This is a genomic window from Pseudomaricurvus sp. ABR4_320 (assembly GCF_056159445.1).
Window position 1 is genome coordinate 684,545 of the sequence record NZ_JBSWVF010000001.1, and the last position, 17,117, is coordinate 701,661.

Consider the following 17,117-nt stretch of genomic DNA (forward strand, 5'->3'; position numbering starts at 1 on the left):
AGCCTGGCACCCGTAGAGAACAGTGCGATTACCGCACTGACATCAAGTCGGACAATTTATTTCGGAAACAGAGGATAGCTAACGCCAGCCATTTGCTCCAAGCATCGTACAACCTGACAGCTGTAACCGAACTCGTTGTCGTACCAGCAGTATATGATGGCGTTATTTCCATCGACAATGGTTGCCTTGCTGTCATAGACACAGGCATGGCGAGACCCAACAAAATCGGTAGACACAACTTCAGGCGAATTGGTGTAATCGATCTGCTGCTGGAGAGGCGAATATAGTGCTGTTTCGCGCATATAGCTGTTCAATGCATCCGCAGTCGTTTCTTTGTCGAGTTGCAGGTTAAGGATCGCCATGGAAACGTTTGGCGTCGGAACACGAATCGCATTACCCGTCAACTTTCCTTTCAACTCTGGCAACGCCTTGGATACCGCTTTCGCAGCCCCAGTTTCAGTAATAACCATGTTCAGTGCTGCGCTACGGCCGCGGCGCTCACCTTTGTGGTAGTTGTCGATTAAATTCTGGTCGTTGGTATACGAGTGAACCGTTTCAACATGGCCGTGCTTGATGCCATATTCATCCATAACCGCTTTCAGTACTGGCGTAATCGCATTGGTCGTACAGGATGCGGCTGACAGAATGGTATCTTCAGCGGAAATATCGCTGTGATTGATGCCATAAACGATGTTCTTGATTTCACCCTTACCTGGTGCGGTTAAGATAACCTTGCTGACACCAGGACACTTAAGGTGCTGGCCAAGACCTTTCTCATCGCGCCATACACCTGTGTTATCAACAACAACCGCGTTGGAAATTCCATACTGGGTGTAGTCAACTTCTTCAGGCGATCCCGCGTAAATCACTTTGACTTCGTTGCCATTGATTACCAGGGTGCTGGTGTCTTCATCAACACGGATCGTGCCACGGAAGGAACCGTGAACAGAGTCGCGACGCAACAGGCTGGCGCGCTTAACCAGATCGTCTTCCGCCTTACCTTTACGAACAACGATGGCGCGCAAACGCAAAACATCTCCACTACCCGCCTTCTCTACCAACAAGCGAGCAACCAGTCGACCGATACGACCAAATCCGTAGAGCACGACATCCTGCGGCTCAGGAAGCGGCTTGGCACTGCTATCGACAGCATCGCCCAGCTCAGATTTGACGAAATCCGTGACATTGCCGCCACCGTCTTTCATAAATTTAACGGCCATCTTGCCCAAATCAACGTGAGCCGGTCCCAAATTCAAAGCGGCCATTGCCTCTAAGATTGGGAAAGTCTCAAATTCGGACAGCTCATTCTCTTCGACCTGCCGCACTCTGCGGTGGGCTTTCATTAAGTCGATCACAGAGCGGTTGACCAGGTTACGGCCATACATATAAACGTTGACGTTGCGTTCGCGATTGAGCTTTCCAATGATTGGAATCATGGCTTCTGCCAGCGCTTCACGCTGTTTCCAATCTTTAAAATAGTCGTCCGGCTTGGGTCGATTCACGTCGAGTCACCTTAACTTTTAATCATTCATTTGGGGGAGCACAAAATTCATAAGCCCCCATTCCGCTGGGGCTCAGGCGAATTTTGTGGGCGCTCATTATCGGTGTTAGGTGACGCAGCTGCAACCAATCTAGACTAAAGAAGCAGAGGCATGCGTCACAGAGCGTGCTCTTTGACGCTTTTCAATGAAATAGTTCACAATTTTGCAGCTTTTGCGAGCATTTTCGCTCAAACTTTGGATTGGCAACGCCTCTACAAAGGCATAAATGTCATGCTTACCAGACTCTGGGCGACACTGTTTATGGCACGCTGGGACTTCCCCGCAGCAATCGAAGCCAACATGTCTTGATGGGCAATCAGCTTACCGAACAGTCGTTCAAAACTGAGGTTAATCTGAGTATCTGATAGCGTATCGGCCAATACCAATGGGCGGCCATGGCTGTCCCGCTTGCTGCGCAGCATCCACACCAGTGTTTCAATATTCCGCGCGCTCGCCGTCAGCTTTCGGTCATTGACGGAGTCGATGATAAAAAACTCATTTTTGTAGCCGTAGGCTTCATTGAGCATATCGGTCAATCCCGCCATGATGGCAAAGACCCGATCTCCTTGATAATTTTCATTGAATGCCAGACGCATCGCGTAAATGCCGCTGGCATTATCCAATTCTCGAAACGTTAAGGGACGACTGACGTCACGGGTCAGCATCTGCCAGCGGGAGGAAATGGTCGCCCCGGGTGTTTTCTTTAACTCTGCCGGGTTACGTCGGTAGAGCTTAATATGAAGGTCGCGCAGTAATAACCAGGTGGAACGGCGATGCAAATCAGCCACAAGATCCACATCACTCTTGGCAAGCCCTTTGACACTGATCGCCGTCTTTGAAGACGTAGTGCAACCACCAACGCAAAAACAGAGCGTAAGGACAAAAGCCAGACAGGCGCGAATACTGGTACTATATAGCGAATTGAACAACCACATACTGACACTTTGACCGCTCCGGCGATCGAGGTTAACGACTAGCTTCTCCATGATCAAAATTTTTCATCCCTGCTAGCGTATATAGACTAGAACCAAACACTATGCCAACGTGAGGCCGCTGCGCGCAAGGACTCAGCGACAGCAACTCGCTTCTATTGGAACGCCATGACATTGCCCGGTGTATATGGCCCAGCGTTTTATTGTACCGGGTAGAAACGACAGATATCACATGCTAGACACCAGCCCTCTCTCACCTCCTATTCGCTCGGCCTCCAACCAAACGCCCTCATGGGGGCACCTCATCGGCAGCAGCCTTGCATTGGCGGTGCATTCGCTCGCCTGCAATGAAAAACAACTCACCGTTGTCATTACACCAGATACGGAAACCGCCAGGATACTGGAAAGCGAATTGGCGTTTTTCAACGGTGGGAGATCGCAAAAAATAGAGATACTGCATCTGCCCGATTGGGAGACTCTCCCCTATGACAGCTTCTCCCCCCATCAGGACATCATCTCCGAACGCCTGCGGACCCTGTATCGTTTGTCTGGTACCCAGCAAGGCATCTTGATTATCCCTATTTCCACATTGATGCACAGGCTGCCGCCCGTTGAATTTCTCGATGCCAACAGCTTGATGGTCGAGGTGGGACAAATTCTCGATATTGATCCGTTTCGCAAGAAACTCGAAAAAAGCGGCTACCTGTGCGTCGATACCGTTTATGAACACGGCGAATTTGCTGTTCGTGGATCCATCGTGGATATTTTCCCAATGGGCAGCAAAGTACCCTTCCGAGTTGACTTATTCGATGATGAAATCGAAACCCTACGCAGCTTCGATCCAGAAACACAGCTTTCTGTCAACAAAGTCGATAGCATCCAAATGCTGCCTGCCAAGGAATTTCCTTTGGACGAAAAAGGTATCAGCCTGTTTCGACAACAATGGCACGATCGCTTTGATGTCGATCATCGTATGTGTTCCATTTATCAGGATATTGCAGCGGGTATCAGTCCTTCCGGTATCGAATACTATTTGCCGCTTTTTTTCGATCACTGCAGCACGCTTTTCGATTATCTGCCAAATTCAGCGCTTTTGCTGGTTCACGAGCGAACCCACGAAGCAGCGGAACATTTTAGTCGCGATATTCGCGACCGTTACGAGAGCTTACGAGGCGATGTACAGCGCCCCATTCTTCCTCCAGGAGAAATTTTCCTGACGGTTGATGAGGCGTTCCAGCAATTGAAGTCAGGACAACAAATCCAGCTTGGCGGAGAAACCATCAGTGACAAGGCCGGCGCCTATAATTTCGCCACTGAAGCCCTGCCTGACCTCGCCATCGCCTCAGGCCAGGATCGCCCCTTTCAAAGACTGGAAGCTTTTCTGGCGGCCAATGATCACCGCCTCCTCTTTTGCGCAGAATCCACCGGTCGCAAAGAAGCCCTTCTCGAGATGCTACAACAGGTAAAAATATCACCGGTAGAAACCCACTGGGCGAATTTCCTCTCCGGTCAGGAGCGTTTTGGAATTACTGTAGCCCCTATTGATCGAGGCGTAATACTTCCCGGAGAAAAGCTCGCCCTCATTACCGAAAACCAGTTAATTGGCGAACGAGTACAACAGCGACGACGACGTGACCGCCAACAGGAATCGGCAGAGTTGGTTGTACGCAGCCTGACAGAATTAAAAGTCGGTGCTCCGGTTGTTCACATGGATCATGGCGTCGGTCGCTATCTCGGCCTTGAAACCATTACGATCGATGACCAGGCCAGTGAATTTCTCATGCTGGAATATGCGGATAAAGCCAAACTGTATGTGCCTGTCGATCGACTCGACGCCATTAGCCGCTACAGTGGTGCAGAGGATCAACAGGCGCCACTCCATAAACTCGGCAGCGAACAATGGCAAAAAGCCAGGCGAAAAGCCGCAGAGCAGATTCGCGATACTGCGGCCGAATTACTCGACATTTATTCGAGGCGCGCTGCCCGTCAAGGTCATGCCTTTGAAGACCCACTGGAAGCATATCGCAAATTTTCCGGTAGCTTTCCCTTTGAAGAAACCGCTGATCAGCAGCTTGCCATTGAATCTGTGTACAAAGACATGTTAGCTCCGCAGCCAATGGATCGACTCATCTGCGGCGACGTTGGTTTTGGAAAAACCGAAGTGGCAATGCGCGCGGCCTTTATTGCCGCCCACAGTGGTCGACAGGTTGTCGTGCTGGTGCCAACAACGCTTTTGGCGCAACAACACTACGAAAATTTTCGTGACCGTTTTTCCGAATGGCCCGTCAATATTGAAGTCATCTCACGATTTCGATCAAACAAGGACATTCAGATCGTCCAAGAAAAACTTGCGCAAGGTAAAGTCGACATCATTATTGGCACCCATAAATTGCTGCAGTCAGATATGACATTCAAAGATTTGGGGTTGTTAATTATCGATGAGGAGCATCGCTTCGGTGTACGTCAAAAAGAAAAATTAAAAGCCCTGCGCGCTGAAGTTGATATTCTTACGCTAACCGCAACACCAATTCCTCGCACACTGAACATGGCGATGGCGGGCATTCGTGACCTCTCGATTATTGCAACTCCGCCGGCGCGTCGCCTCTCAGTAAAAACCTTCGTCTATCAAAATGATCCCTCAATCGAAAAAGAAGCCATTCTGCGCGAAATCATGCGCGGGGGTCAGGTGTACTATTTGCACAACGAAGTAAAAACCATTGAGCGCTGCGCACGCGAGCTGTCGGAATTGGTTCCCGAAGCACGGGTCGTTATTGCTCACGGGCAAATGCGTGAGCGCCAACTCGAAAAGGTAATGGCGGACTTTTACCATAAACGGTTTAACGTACTTGTGTGTACCACCATTATTGAAACCGGCATCGACGTGCCTAACGCAAATACGATTATTATCGATCGAGCCGATAAATTCGGCCTTGCTCAACTGCACCAATTGCGCGGTCGTGTCGGACGCTCCCATCACCAGGCCTATGCTTACCTGCTGACGCCATCGCCAAAATCCATGACAGGAGACGCACTAAAACGGCTGGAGGCCATTTCCCAGACGACGGATCTAGGAGCAGGATTCACACTGGCCACCCATGATCTCGAAATTCGCGGTGCCGGAGAACTCCTCGGAGAAGAACAGAGTGGACAAATGCAATTGGTTGGCTTCAATTTGTATATGGAAATGCTTGATGCCGCAGTTACTGCAATCCGCGAGGGGCGAACACCTGAACCTGAACGGGCCTTGGATTCCGGTATCGAAATTAATTTGCGGATCCCTGCGCTGATTCCGGAAGATTATCTGCCCGATGTACATTCTCGGTTGATGATGTACAAACGAATTGCCGGTGCCAGTAACGATGACGAGCTGCGTGATTTACAAGTGGAAATGATCGATCGTTTTGGACTTCTACCAGAAGCTTGCAAAACCTTGTTCCGAGTCACTGCACTAAAATTGAAAGCCAAACTTCTGGGTATCAAACGCATCGAAGCCAGCGCAACCTCCGGCAAAATCGAGTTTGATAGTCAAACATCGGTCAACCCTCTTACCATTGTCAAACTGGTACAAAAACAACCACAACACTACAAACTGGAAGGCGCCAGCCAACTGAAATTTTCACTGCAAGAATCCCCCGCAGACGACGTTGCCAATCATCGCCTGCGTCAGGTCGATGATTTATTGAAGCAGCTGACCGCAGCTTAAAGGATAGTAATTCATGAAGTTCTTATGTCGTTCCCGTTCGAAGGATGCCCTGGCCTGTAATCTTGTCAGCAACAACCCCCTCCTTCGAAAAGCACTGCTTTCTCTGTGTGGTAGCATGATGCTGTCGACGTCTGCCACAGTACTGGCACAACAAGAGCCACGCTGGTTCCAGGTTGAGGTCATCATCTTTGCGCAAGACGACCGTACTCGCTCTGACTCTGAGGCCTGGCGTAAAGATATCTCTCTGGAATACCCTCTGAATTGGGTACAACTTTCCGACACTACGCCACCGAATTATACGCCTACGGATTCGAATGATTCTGGACCAGACTGGCGCATTGGAGGAGATGCTGACGGTTCGGAATACGATTGGGAGCCTGCCACAGATATTTTTCCTGATGCGCTGAATGAAGACTCAGAACTCTCTGATGACAAACAAATTACCGGGTCAACAACAGACTCTTCTAGCGAAATATCATCACACCCCTCTAGCGGCTCATCAACACAGAATCCGGCACCGAACACCGACCAAACAACAGAAGAATCTCTGGAAAAAAACGAGAATGGCGATGGCGTCGCCAAGGATGAGGGCTTGCCCGAAGCCTATACCAAACTGACAAAAAATGATTTCCTATTGGAAGCAGAAGCCAGAACATTATCACGCAGCCGCGGCTATCGCGTTCTGTTTCATGAGGCTTGGCGCTTTCCCGATACCGACGACAGAGAACCTCCCGTCCTTATTCAGGGAGGTGAAACCTTTGGACCTCACCGGGAATTGGAAGGCACGCTGGAAGTCAGGGTTTCTCGCTACATTCACGTACAATCCAATTTGTGGCTGACACGTTTTGCGCACAATTTCGGACAGGATTTATCAGAATGGCCTCCGCTTCCAACCAACCCCATTCATTCCTACTCGCCGGCATCAGGATTAAACGAAGACGCGCTGGAAGAATTTAAAATCAATAGCGGCAATCATCAAGAGATGCCATCTGATTCACTAAATTATTCTGGCGGGGATATCTACGATGCCATTCTCGCTAACCCTTATATTCCTGAATCCATTGTGAAGATCAGTGATACTCGGCGTATGCGCAGTCGAGAACTTCATTACATTGATCATCCTCAGGTCGGCATTTTGGTGATATGTGAACCCTATGAACTCCCGGAAAAAACAGAGCCAGAAGAGTCACTGGAATAGACATTAGAATTTACGAACAAAGGTTTTCAAGACGGGGGCGATACAGCCTCCTTGGCAACAGCCCATAAAACTTCTCAAGTTTTAATTACTGCGTGTCATCAGCGTCAACGCGCCGACCGGTGTTTTGAGATGTGCCGCAGGCAGCAGGAATCAAATTCCTGCCGCCGTCTCGGTTCAGAACTAGTTTGTGATACAGCTGACGTTTTCGGCCTGAAGCCCCTTATCCCCTTCGAGAATATCAAATTCGACAGATTGTCCTTCACTGAGAGATCGATACCCATCCCCCGTTATGTTCCGATAATGGACGAAGACATCTTCACTGGTTTCACCGCGGGTGATAAAGCCATACCCACGAGCATTGTTGAACCATTTAACTGTTCCGATTTCACGAGCTGCCATTTCTATTTACCTCAAAATTTATTTTTATATGATTTTAAGATGCTGACCTTATGACCAACGATTCAACGACGACGTTTAAAATCTTCGTTCAAACCAGGACAACAAATACGTCATTATTTTATTTTCCTGAACACCGAAAGGCATTCGGACAACACCACATCCACACGCGGCTGCTCAAATAAATTAGATTAACTGGTCAATTTATTTAACTTGACTTTGTTTAAATAAACTTGAATTCAACCGCGCAGAGTCATTTTTAAGTCAAACAAGCAGTGCTGTCCAGCAAAAAACACCAAACCGCCAAAATTTTACGAAATGCTCGAATAATCGTGGAAAAAGGCGTCAAAAATGGCGTTTATATCAAGGTTGCCTTGCTCGACGACACGCTTGATTTCCGCCATATCGATCAGTGCTTCTGAGATTCCAGCAGCCCAATTGACGACCAACGACAAACTGACATACGACAAACCCAACTCGCGAGCGAGTGAAGCTTCGGGCATCGCCGTCATTCCAACCAAGTCGCAACCATCTTGTCCCATACGCCGTATTTCAGCCGCTGTTTCCAGTCTGGGTCCTTGCACACAACCATAAGTGCCGCCTTCAATCACAACAACGTCAGACCGTTTTGCTGCATGCATAAGAGCTTGTCGCAAACTCTTCGAAAACGGTTCCGTGAAATCTATATGCTGCAACGTCCCTTCGACACCATCTGAAAAACTGTGCTCTCTTCCCCACGTGTAATCAATAATTTGATCGGGAATTACGAGTGCCCTCGGTGGCATTCTTTTATTTAGACTTCCAACCGCGTGTACAGCGACAATATTTTTGACTCCGACCTGAGCGAGTGCCGAAATGTTAGCGCGATAATTAATAAGGTGAGGAGCGAGGTGATGATTAACGCCGTGGCGAAATAACAGAAAGGCTTTCTGATTGTGAATCGCCATAGTTATAAGTGGAGCCGAAACTTCACCGAAAGGTGTTTCACTTTGTATTTGCTCAACTTCGCAGCCGACCGACAACTTTTGCAACCCAGTCCCACCAATAATTCCCGTGGTCAACTCTCAATCTCCTCAATGTAGGTATTTATGTTTTGGTATATAACTATTTTCCATGATCAGCATCTAACAGGGCCGCCACAGTTTCGCGAGCCTTGGTATATTCTGCGCAAGCAATTAGCTCTTTCTTGCTGTAGTGCTGACGGGCCCTTAGCATTTCGATGCTGGCAGAAGCATCTCGAGGATTTATTTCCAAAGCGTCAACAACCTTCAGCGCACCTTCGCGATGATTGCAAACCAGAATCAAATCGCAACCGGCATTAAGAGCCAACTCCGCACGCTGCACGAAATCTCCATAGCGGGCAGCACCCTCCATGGTTAAATCATCGCTGACAATGACCCCAGCAAAGCCTAAGTCCTTACGTAATACATCGTTTAACCAAGGCTTCGAAAACCCCACCGTATGACTGGAATCCAACGCATCAAAAACAATGTGCGCAGGCATTACCGCTTCAAGCTGACCGAGGAGCGCTTTGAACGGCAGCAGATCATGAGACTCAATCGCGGCCATCGGCCGGGTATCGATGGGCAAATCCAAATGACTGTCTTCCCTAACACTGCCGTGACCGGGGAAATGTTTCCCGGTCACGGCCATGCCGGCACGGTGTGCACCCTTGATAAATGCACCCGCGAGCTCTGTCACTCGCTGCGGATCTGACGAAAATGCTCGATCACCAATAACACTCGAAAAATTGTCATCGACATCCAGCACCGGGGTAAAACTCAAATCGAAACCCACCGACAAGACTTCTGCAGCAAGCAACCATCCACACTGCTCTGCCTGTGAAATTGCACGAGCGGGATCTTTGGTAAACTCCGCATCGAAGACCTGCATCGGAGGAAACCGCGTAAAACCTTGGCGACAGCGCTGAACGCGCCCCCCTTCTTGATCCACACAAAGTAATAGTTCTGGCCGCAACTCACGAATCTCAGCCAGAAGATCGGCGACCTGGTTGTAATCGACGACGTTGCGCCCAAACAGTATGACGCCCCCCACAGCAGGACTCAGCAAAAGCTCTCTCTCAACATCATCCAACCGGGTACCGTCAACATCTAGAATAAGCGGCCCTAAAGCCATTTTTGTGCTCCTTATAAAAAGAATTCGTGTTCTATCGAGCAAAGAAAAATCGGCTGCTCACTGAAAATCATGTTATTTCAACGACTCACCGTTAGACAGATTTTGCATGATCACCTGCCACATCAGAACTGATTGGAACTTTACGACAGGAAAATAAATTAAGCGAACCCTTGAATATCAAGCACTTAGTTTTTCCTCGAGCCAACAATTTGACAGCTATCTCACACCAGCTGACTGGCATCTAATTCATCGGATCTTTTCCTGCCTGTCTTCACAGAGTATGTTTGTTCGCAAGAGATACGAAACAACAATAACGAGGTACCAAAGATGTCAGCACTACGACAAACCCCGACGCCAGCAGGCCCAATCATCGGCGATTGGTATGAAGATCTTGACTCTCACCTGAAGTTTGAAGTGGTCGCCCTCGATCCAACGACAGAAACCATTGAAATTCAATACGCCAATGGCGACATATCGGAGCTGGACGACGATTGCTGGACACAGTTGCCCCTTATCACGACGGTGCCTCCAGAAAGCCCTACGAGCATTTTTGAAGATACTGCTGGCTTTTGGTCTACCGATGACTCCCCGTCTTTTGCGGCACTATCAGACCCGCTAACGATGATTGAGCCTGACCTGTTTCCCGGAACGGAAGACTTCTAGCGATTTTCCCACCGACAAACGATGAACGCCCCTCCTGGAGATCATTGGATTCTCCAGCGAGATAAGGCACAACAAAACATCGCTCCAACATGATCAGGACGTTTCATGTCCTGCGTCCCGTCACTCCCTTCTTGGACTCCTTCTTATTTTCTTAAAAACCTGAAGTGCCGAGAAGCTCAAGCGTTGCCATCGACTTCCAATCATTCGTCAGCCGCACAGGTCATTACTAGAAAAAGAAAAACACGGTCAAAGAAATCCTTGCACCTGAACAGCCACTGTATATAATCACAGATACTGTATGAAACATCAGGCTCGCTATGATAAAGCTCACCAGACGCCAGGAAGAAGTATTAAACCTTATTAAGCGTCATATCGATGAAACCGGATATCCCCCCACCCGAGCAGATATTGCCCGAGAACTTGGATTCCGCTCAGCCAATGCTGCAGAAGAGCATTTGAAAGCGCTCGCAAAAAAAGGCGCAATTGAAATGGTTCCAGGGGCATCGAGAGGTATTCGCCTCCCGGACCACAATCAGGGCATTCCGGTTGTCGGCCGAGTCGCCGCCGGTAATCCCATACTCGCGGCTGAGCACATCGAAGAATACTGCAATCTCCCAAGCACTTTTTTTTCTCCGTCGGCGGACTATTTTCTGAAAGTCAGCGGTGAAAGCATGAAGGACATCGGCATTCTGGACGGCGACTTGTTAGCCGTTCATAAAACCGAATCGGCTCACAACGGTGAAGTCGTTGTCGCAAGAATCGGCGATGAAGTAACCGTCAAACGGTTCTTTCGTGGCAGGTCCCAGTTTAATGTCGAACTGCACCCTGAAAACGCAGAGTTCGAGGTTATTAAAGTTGATTTGCGAGACACCGAATTCGCGGTTGAAGGACTCAGCGTTGGGGTTATTCGCCGCCAGTAGGCCAAATAAACCCAACTAGGCGCTCACATTGCTGTATTAGAGGCAGGATAAAAGGCACCTCTGAATAAATGAGGTTTGCTACTGGCAAGAAAGCTCTTCTCACAGAAACCGGGCATAGATTGAAATTTATGACGGAATAAGCAAAGTTTTCAGTTGCCCGCAGCCAAAACGGAATTCGTTTACGTTAGAGGCGCCTTCGACAATAGCGCCATTGCAGACCTGCCCAGAGAGATGTTTTTACACACGGAACACACTGTTGATTATCGTATGAAGAAAACCGGTTCTTCTCCACTTTTGGGGAAGATCTCTCCAGGAGCTCGCTCTAATGACACACAGATTTAATTGCAGCACATCAACTAAACGCGTATCACCTTCGATCCAAGCATCACTTTTTGCTCACTCAGACGACAGTTTCCTACCGGATAATCTGCCAAACTCAATTACTCAGTTAACACTCGCGAGAGAAAACGCCATCAGTTTTCTCTACCCGATTGTCTCCCACTTGAGTAATGAAAGTACGCGCTGGACAACTTGGATACTTTCGTCCCCGGAAGAACGCGTTGCGCTACAAAAACGTCACTTCGATTGCCGTGCGATCCGTCTGATCTATACTCGTGATACGTCAGAGGTACTTCCACTATTCAACTCAGCGCTCTGCGCAGGTACCAGCGACACAGTAATTGCCTCCCCTGAAAACAATATCAGTGCGGCACAGATGAAGCGTTTACATCGCACTGCCGCGGCTAACAATGCGCAAGGGCTGCTGGTCAATTATTACTGATAAGAGTTTGTTCTCAGAATTAATTTAGGACCGCAAGTGGCTATCAAAGGGACTTTTCAGGCCTAAAAATCTGACCTCAAAAAAATCACTCAATTCTGAGGTGCAGGTTGGGACAATGAATGCTGGGATTTGCTTTTAGAAATCGCAACAGGACCTCTATCATCCAGCACCATTAACTCGGCCAGAGAAGAAGTAATGGATCAGTGATAGGTGATTTCAGAAGAATCAATATCTTCTTCGGATACTTCATCGGTATCAATGATGTCTCCGACAACTTCCATTCCGGCTTCGATCATTGCTTTCACGACTTCGAAACGGCTGTCCTGCAGGAAGGTTTTTGCTTCACTGGAGAACTTAATGCAGATCAGAGGCTCACCGTCCTCTCCGGCTCTGCGTAAACCGACACCACCATCAGGTAATTCGACAAGTTCATATAGTGAAGACATGTAGTTGACCGCTGCTCTTCTTGAATTTTTCAAAACATCTGCTAGCAGTCTACCACTGAAACTCGTCAATATTCCAGCAAGCCACCTCGCTCGACGTCAGAATACTGACGAAAAGCACGAATCAAACTTAATATTCGCTCTTTTGAGTGAATTTCCGCCGCCCCTGGGCTTCGAGAAATATCAGAGGCAATGAGGTCATCAGAAGAATCTCTCGATGATACAGGCGTTACCGTGTCGCTTAACGTTTGTAACTGGGCCAAATAGGAACGCAGCGTTATGGCCCAAAGTTGTTGCTCCAAGCGCATTAAACACGCCAATTGGGGAGTCACTGAAGCCTTCTGGTAAAAACGATTGAGCTGCCCATCAACGTCTTCAGGCGACACCTCATACACAAGCTCTGCACTAAAGAAACGCAATGCAACACCGAGATGTAACAGTGCTGACTCAAGTAATGTTTGCTCCAGACGCCCTTGCCCTTTAACTTGATCGACGAGCTCGAGCAGTTGCCCACATTGGGACAACTTACTCTCAACCAGGCGCCGGTATGGGTTCGTCATTTACTTCGCCGCAGCGGCGGCTTTGCGCCTTGGCTTGCTGGCTGCCTTCTTCGCCGCGGCTTTCGCTTTGGGTTTTGCCGCACCGGTATCAGCAGCGCCGACTTTCCAGGCACCGTTACGAAAGAACGCTTTCCAGCCCGTTGCTTTACCGTCTATCTCAGACTGCACGTACTGCTCTTTCGTCTTACGGCTGAAACGAATCACCGTCGGATTGCCATCATCGTCTTGCTGGGGCGCCGAAAACAAATGCGCGTATTTTTTGTCGATTTCATCTTTGTGGGGAATCAATTCCGCAACCAGCGGTGCTCTGGTTTCCCGATTTTTGGGAAATTGACTCGCCGCAAGAAAGAGCCCGGACGCGCCGTCTCGCAACACGTAGTGATCCTCAACTTTCTGGCAAGCCAATTCAGGCATGGCGACTGGGTCCATCTTAGGTGGCGCCGCCTCTCCGTTTTTCAGCAGTTTGCGAGTGTTCTTACAATCCTCTGCCATACAGCCGAAGTATTTACCAAAGCGGCCATTTTTTAACTGCATTTCGCTGCCGCATTTGTCGCACTCGATGGTGGGGCCATCATAGCCTTTAATCTTAAACTGCCCCTGCTCTACCTCATAGCCAGAACAATCGGGATTGTTGCCACAAATGTGGAGCTTGCGCTGCTCGTCCAGCAGATAACTGGTCATCGCGGTATTACACAACTGGCAACGCCGTTTTTGGCGCAACTGACGGGATTCTGCTTCTTCGTCATCATCCGCGTTGACGGCCTCGTCTCCGGGCGTCAAATTCATGGTCGCTTTGCAGCGTTCTTTCGGAGGTAACGCGTAACCAGAACAGCCCAAAAATACCCCGGTAGCCCCCGTTCGAACCTGCATGGGGCGACCGCAAGTAGGGCAAACAATGTCGGTTTCCGTTGGCTGATTAGGCCGCATACCCCCTTCATCGTTTTGCGCCTTCAACAGGGTATCTGAAAAATTGGCGTAGAACTGATCCAGCAATTGCAACCAACCAACCTTGCCATCGGCAACATCATCCAATGAGACTTCCATGTTGGCGGTGAAACTGTAATCCATCAACTCGGTAAAACTTTCGGTCAAACGCTCTGTGACGATATCGCCCATTTTGTCTGCATAGAATCGACGCTTATCGACGTGAACATAACCGCGTTCCTGTATTGTCGAGATGATCGACGCATAGGTGGAAGGCCGACCAATGCCTCTTTTCTCCAACTCTTTGACCAAACTGGCTTCCGTATATCTGGCTGGCGGTTTGGTGAAATGCTGACTAGGATCGAGTTTTTGCAGGTCGAGAGGATCGCCGACTTTAAACTCAGGCAATATCAATTCGTCTTCTTTTTTGGCGATTTGTGACTGCACTCGAGTGTAACCATCGAATCGAATTACCCGCCCCTTGGCACGCAATTCATAATCACCCGCCTTGGCGGTGACGGTGGTACTCGTATATTCCGCGGCAGTCATCTGACAGGCGACAAACTGCTGCCATATCAGCGCATAGAGCCGCTCAGCGTCTCTCTCCATTCCCTTGAGCTGAGTTTGTTGAACCTTGACCGATGATGGACGAATCGCCTCGTGCGCCTCTTGAGCGCCTTTTTTACTGCTGTAAATACGTGGCTTCTCAGGCAAGTAGCGCTCGCCAAAATTCTCCAGAATATAATCGCGGCAACTGTTCAAAGCCTCTTGGCTCAAATTCGTTGAATCCGTTCTCATGTAGGTGATATAGCCAGCTTCGTACAACCGCTGCGCTAACATCATGGTCTTTTTCACCCCAAAGCCCAATCGCGTACTGGCAGCCTGCTGTAATGTCGACGTGATGAAAGGTGCGCTGGGGTTCGATTTGGTAGGCTTGTCTTCCCGATCAACCACCTGGTAGCTGGCGTCGGTTAAGTCGTTAACCGCCGCCATCGCCTGGGCTTCGTTCAGCGGCTTGAACGTTTTGTCGAGATGCTTTTTGACCTCGAATCTCACCTGATCTTTGTCTTTGCCTTTCAGCTCCGCAAACAATTCCCAATATTCTTCCGGGATGAATGCGCGAATTTCCCGCTCGCGTTCAACAACGAGGCGCACAGCAACAGATTGTACGCGCCCGGCTGATAAACCCCGCGCGACCTTTTCCCACAACAACGGCGATACCATGTAGCCAACAACGCGATCTAGAAAGCGACGCGCCTGTTGGGCATCGACACGGTGCTGATTGATGGGCCCGGGATTGCGAAAGGCATCTTGAATGGCGTTTTTGGTAATCTCATTGAAGACCACCCGGCGAAACCGACTTTCGTCACCACCGATGGATTCCCGCAGGTGCCAGGCAATGGCCTCCCCCTCGCGGTCCAAATCCGTTGCGAGATACACGGTATCGGCCTTCTGGGCAAGTCGCTTAAGCTCATCGACAACTTTCTCTTTGCCGGGAAGTATTTCGTAATGCGCTGACCAGCCGTTTTCCGGATCGATACCCATGCGGTTAACCAACTGCTCTTTGGCCTTACGAGCCTTGTGCTCCGCTTTTTCTTCCGGCGACATTTTGCGAGTGATGGCCGCTTGGCGGGCCCGCTCTTTCGCATCGACCGGCTTTTTGGCACCACCACTGGTCGGCAAATCCCGGATATGACCCACACTCGATTTAACGATGTAGTCATCCCCAAGATATTTGTTGATAGTCTTCGCCTTTGCCGGTGACTCGACAATTACGAGAGATTTGCCCATAAAATCCTACACATTCCAAGAGTGAAAGTTCGCATCCAGACCTGAATGCCATCAAGACTGTCTACCATTTAACCCGCTGACAGCGGCGTTATCGCCAACGGCAGACTGTGGTTTTCACGGAGACCTACGCCCCGCTCTTTTTTTTACAGATAGCATATAACCACCGCAATTGGGAAGTATTGCCTTCAATCTGCGGTTTTGGCGAATCTCTGCACTACCAAAGTCTAAAGTTCGCTGACGGAATGCCGCTACAGTAAAAAACGCGATGATTCTATCCATTCATCGACTTTTCAACCTAGTTGCGGCCCATTTACGATCAAATGACTCCTCTGGACTGGTTAATTTTATCAACAGCCATCGCCATCGCCTCCTTGGTAGGGGTCAGTATCATCAATGAGAAAGACCGCCGCCGTCGCGATTTACAATCTCGAGTCTCTCACTTAAAGCTCCGTGCACATAACTTGGAGGAGCTGGTTGGCGAGGTCGACCAACTGGTAGAGGGTCACCAGGTTGCCAAGCTCATCAACGATGAAATTCTTGAAATTGCCACGGAAATGAAGGCCGAAGCACCAGAAGCGACATACCTGGACGCCACCTATCAATCCGCGCTTGCACGCAATGACTCACTCACCGACGAGGCGCTGCCAGACTACTTTGATCGTCTCAAAGAAAGCGATGCCAAGATCGCCAGAGCCCAAAAACACCTCAATGAGGCCGCGAACTTAATAAAACAACTGCAGAGTCGCAACAAATTATCAGTTGAGGAAATGAGCGCCTGCCACAGCCAACTCAGCTGGGCCCATTTAATGGTGGACGTCATTTCCCATATTGGCCAGGGTCACAAAGCATCCAATCGCAAAGACGTTTTGTCCGCTCAGGCGTTTTACAAGCGCTCGCAGCAGCTCTTGATGCAATCTTCCCACCCGGACAAACGTCGTCATCGCATGATTAAGGAACTGGCAGAAATTTTGAACGGAAAACGGGCGTTTCTGTCTGAAGACTTGATGCCGGAAACCCAATACAACCCAACGAAGGCCATTCCCCAGCCGATTCCGCCTGAGGAGCCGGAAAATGGCGGCAATGACGCAGATAATCCCGAGGCTAACACCTCGGCAACAGGCAACTGATA

Annotated in this window: 14 protein-coding genes; 6 read left to right on the forward strand and 8 right to left on the reverse strand. The window is 49.3% G+C overall.

The window, feature by feature from the left end; genetic code table 11:
- Positions 1–56: 56 nt before the first annotated feature.
- Both ACXAFR_RS03000 and ACXAFR_RS03005 read right to left on the reverse strand, forming a co-directional pair.
- Entirely contained in the window at positions 57–1,502 is a 1,446-nt protein-coding gene (locus ACXAFR_RS03000) for a glyceraldehyde-3-phosphate dehydrogenase (protein ID WP_475171770.1), read from the reverse strand.
- Between the two features lie 251 nt (positions 1,503–1,753).
- Positions 1,754–2,527, reverse strand: coding sequence for a hypothetical protein (locus ACXAFR_RS03005; protein WP_475171771.1), 774 nt, complete (start codon positions 2,525–2,527; stop codon positions 1,754–1,756).
- Between the two features lie 178 nt (positions 2,528–2,705).
- Here ACXAFR_RS03005 and mfd point away from each other — a divergent pair, with 178 nt between their 5' ends.
- Entirely contained in the window at positions 2,706–6,176 is a 3,471-nt protein-coding gene (gene mfd / locus ACXAFR_RS03010; protein WP_475171774.1) for a transcription-repair coupling factor, read from the forward strand.
- Between the two features lie 13 nt (positions 6,177–6,189).
- Entirely contained in the window at positions 6,190–7,374 is a 1,185-nt protein-coding gene (locus tag ACXAFR_RS03015) for a CsiV family protein (protein WP_475171776.1), read from the forward strand.
- Positions 7,375–7,554: 180 nt separating this feature from the next.
- Here the strand turns inward: ACXAFR_RS03015 and ACXAFR_RS03020 are convergent, their stop codons facing one another.
- The 3 genes from ACXAFR_RS03020 to nagZ form a co-directional block, all read right to left on the reverse strand.
- Positions 7,555–7,773, reverse strand: a complete 219-nt coding sequence (locus ACXAFR_RS03020; protein ID WP_475171778.1) for a cold shock domain-containing protein — start codon at positions 7,771–7,773, stop codon at positions 7,555–7,557.
- Positions 7,774–8,081: 308 nt separating this feature from the next.
- A complete protein-coding gene (locus ACXAFR_RS03025; protein WP_475171781.1) occupies positions 8,082–8,831 on the reverse strand; it encodes an S-methyl-5'-thioinosine phosphorylase in 750 nt (249 codons plus the stop codon).
- A gap of 43 nt (positions 8,832–8,874) precedes the next feature.
- Positions 8,875–9,906, reverse strand: a complete 1,032-nt coding sequence (gene nagZ / locus ACXAFR_RS03030) for a beta-N-acetylhexosaminidase (protein ID WP_475171784.1) — start codon at positions 9,904–9,906, stop codon at positions 8,875–8,877.
- A gap of 327 nt (positions 9,907–10,233) precedes the next feature.
- Here nagZ and ACXAFR_RS03035 point away from each other — a divergent pair, with 327 nt between their 5' ends.
- The 3 genes from ACXAFR_RS03035 (at position 10,234) to ACXAFR_RS03045 (ending at position 12,270) form a co-directional block, all read left to right on the forward strand.
- A complete protein-coding gene (locus tag ACXAFR_RS03035; protein WP_475171786.1) occupies positions 10,234–10,569 on the forward strand; it encodes a DUF6763 family protein in 336 nt (111 codons plus the stop codon).
- 317 nt (positions 10,570–10,886) lie between these two features.
- Complete coding sequence (gene lexA / locus ACXAFR_RS03040; RefSeq protein WP_475171788.1) at positions 10,887–11,489, forward strand: transcriptional repressor LexA; 603 nt, start codon at positions 10,887–10,889, stop codon at positions 11,487–11,489.
- A gap of 325 nt (positions 11,490–11,814) precedes the next feature.
- Positions 11,815–12,270 carry a hypothetical protein gene (locus ACXAFR_RS03045; protein ID WP_475171793.1) on the forward strand — a complete coding sequence of 152 codons (456 nt, stop codon included), beginning with the start codon at positions 11,815–11,817 and terminating at the stop codon, positions 12,268–12,270.
- A 200-nt stretch (positions 12,271–12,470) separates the two neighbouring features.
- Here the strand turns inward: ACXAFR_RS03045 and ACXAFR_RS03050 are convergent, their stop codons facing one another.
- The 3 genes from ACXAFR_RS03050 to topA all read right to left on the reverse strand — a co-directional run bounded on the left by ACXAFR_RS03050 (position 12,471) and on the right by topA (position 15,988).
- On the reverse strand, positions 12,471–12,716 hold the full coding sequence (locus ACXAFR_RS03050; RefSeq protein ID WP_475171796.1) for a hypothetical protein: 246 nt from the start codon (positions 12,714–12,716) through the stop codon (positions 12,471–12,473).
- Between the two features lie 65 nt (positions 12,717–12,781).
- Entirely contained in the window at positions 12,782–13,273 is a 492-nt protein-coding gene (locus tag ACXAFR_RS03055; RefSeq protein WP_475171798.1) for a hypothetical protein, read from the reverse strand.
- Positions 13,274–15,988, reverse strand: coding sequence for a type I DNA topoisomerase (topA, locus tag ACXAFR_RS03060; protein ID WP_475171800.1), 2,715 nt, complete (start codon positions 15,986–15,988; stop codon positions 13,274–13,276).
- Between the two features lie 320 nt (positions 15,989–16,308).
- On the opposite strand from topA, the gene ACXAFR_RS03065 reads away from it, so the two are divergent.
- A complete protein-coding gene (locus ACXAFR_RS03065; RefSeq protein ID WP_475171802.1) occupies positions 16,309–17,115 on the forward strand; it encodes a hypothetical protein in 807 nt (268 codons plus the stop codon).
- The last annotated feature ends 2 nt before the right edge of the window (positions 17,116–17,117 follow it).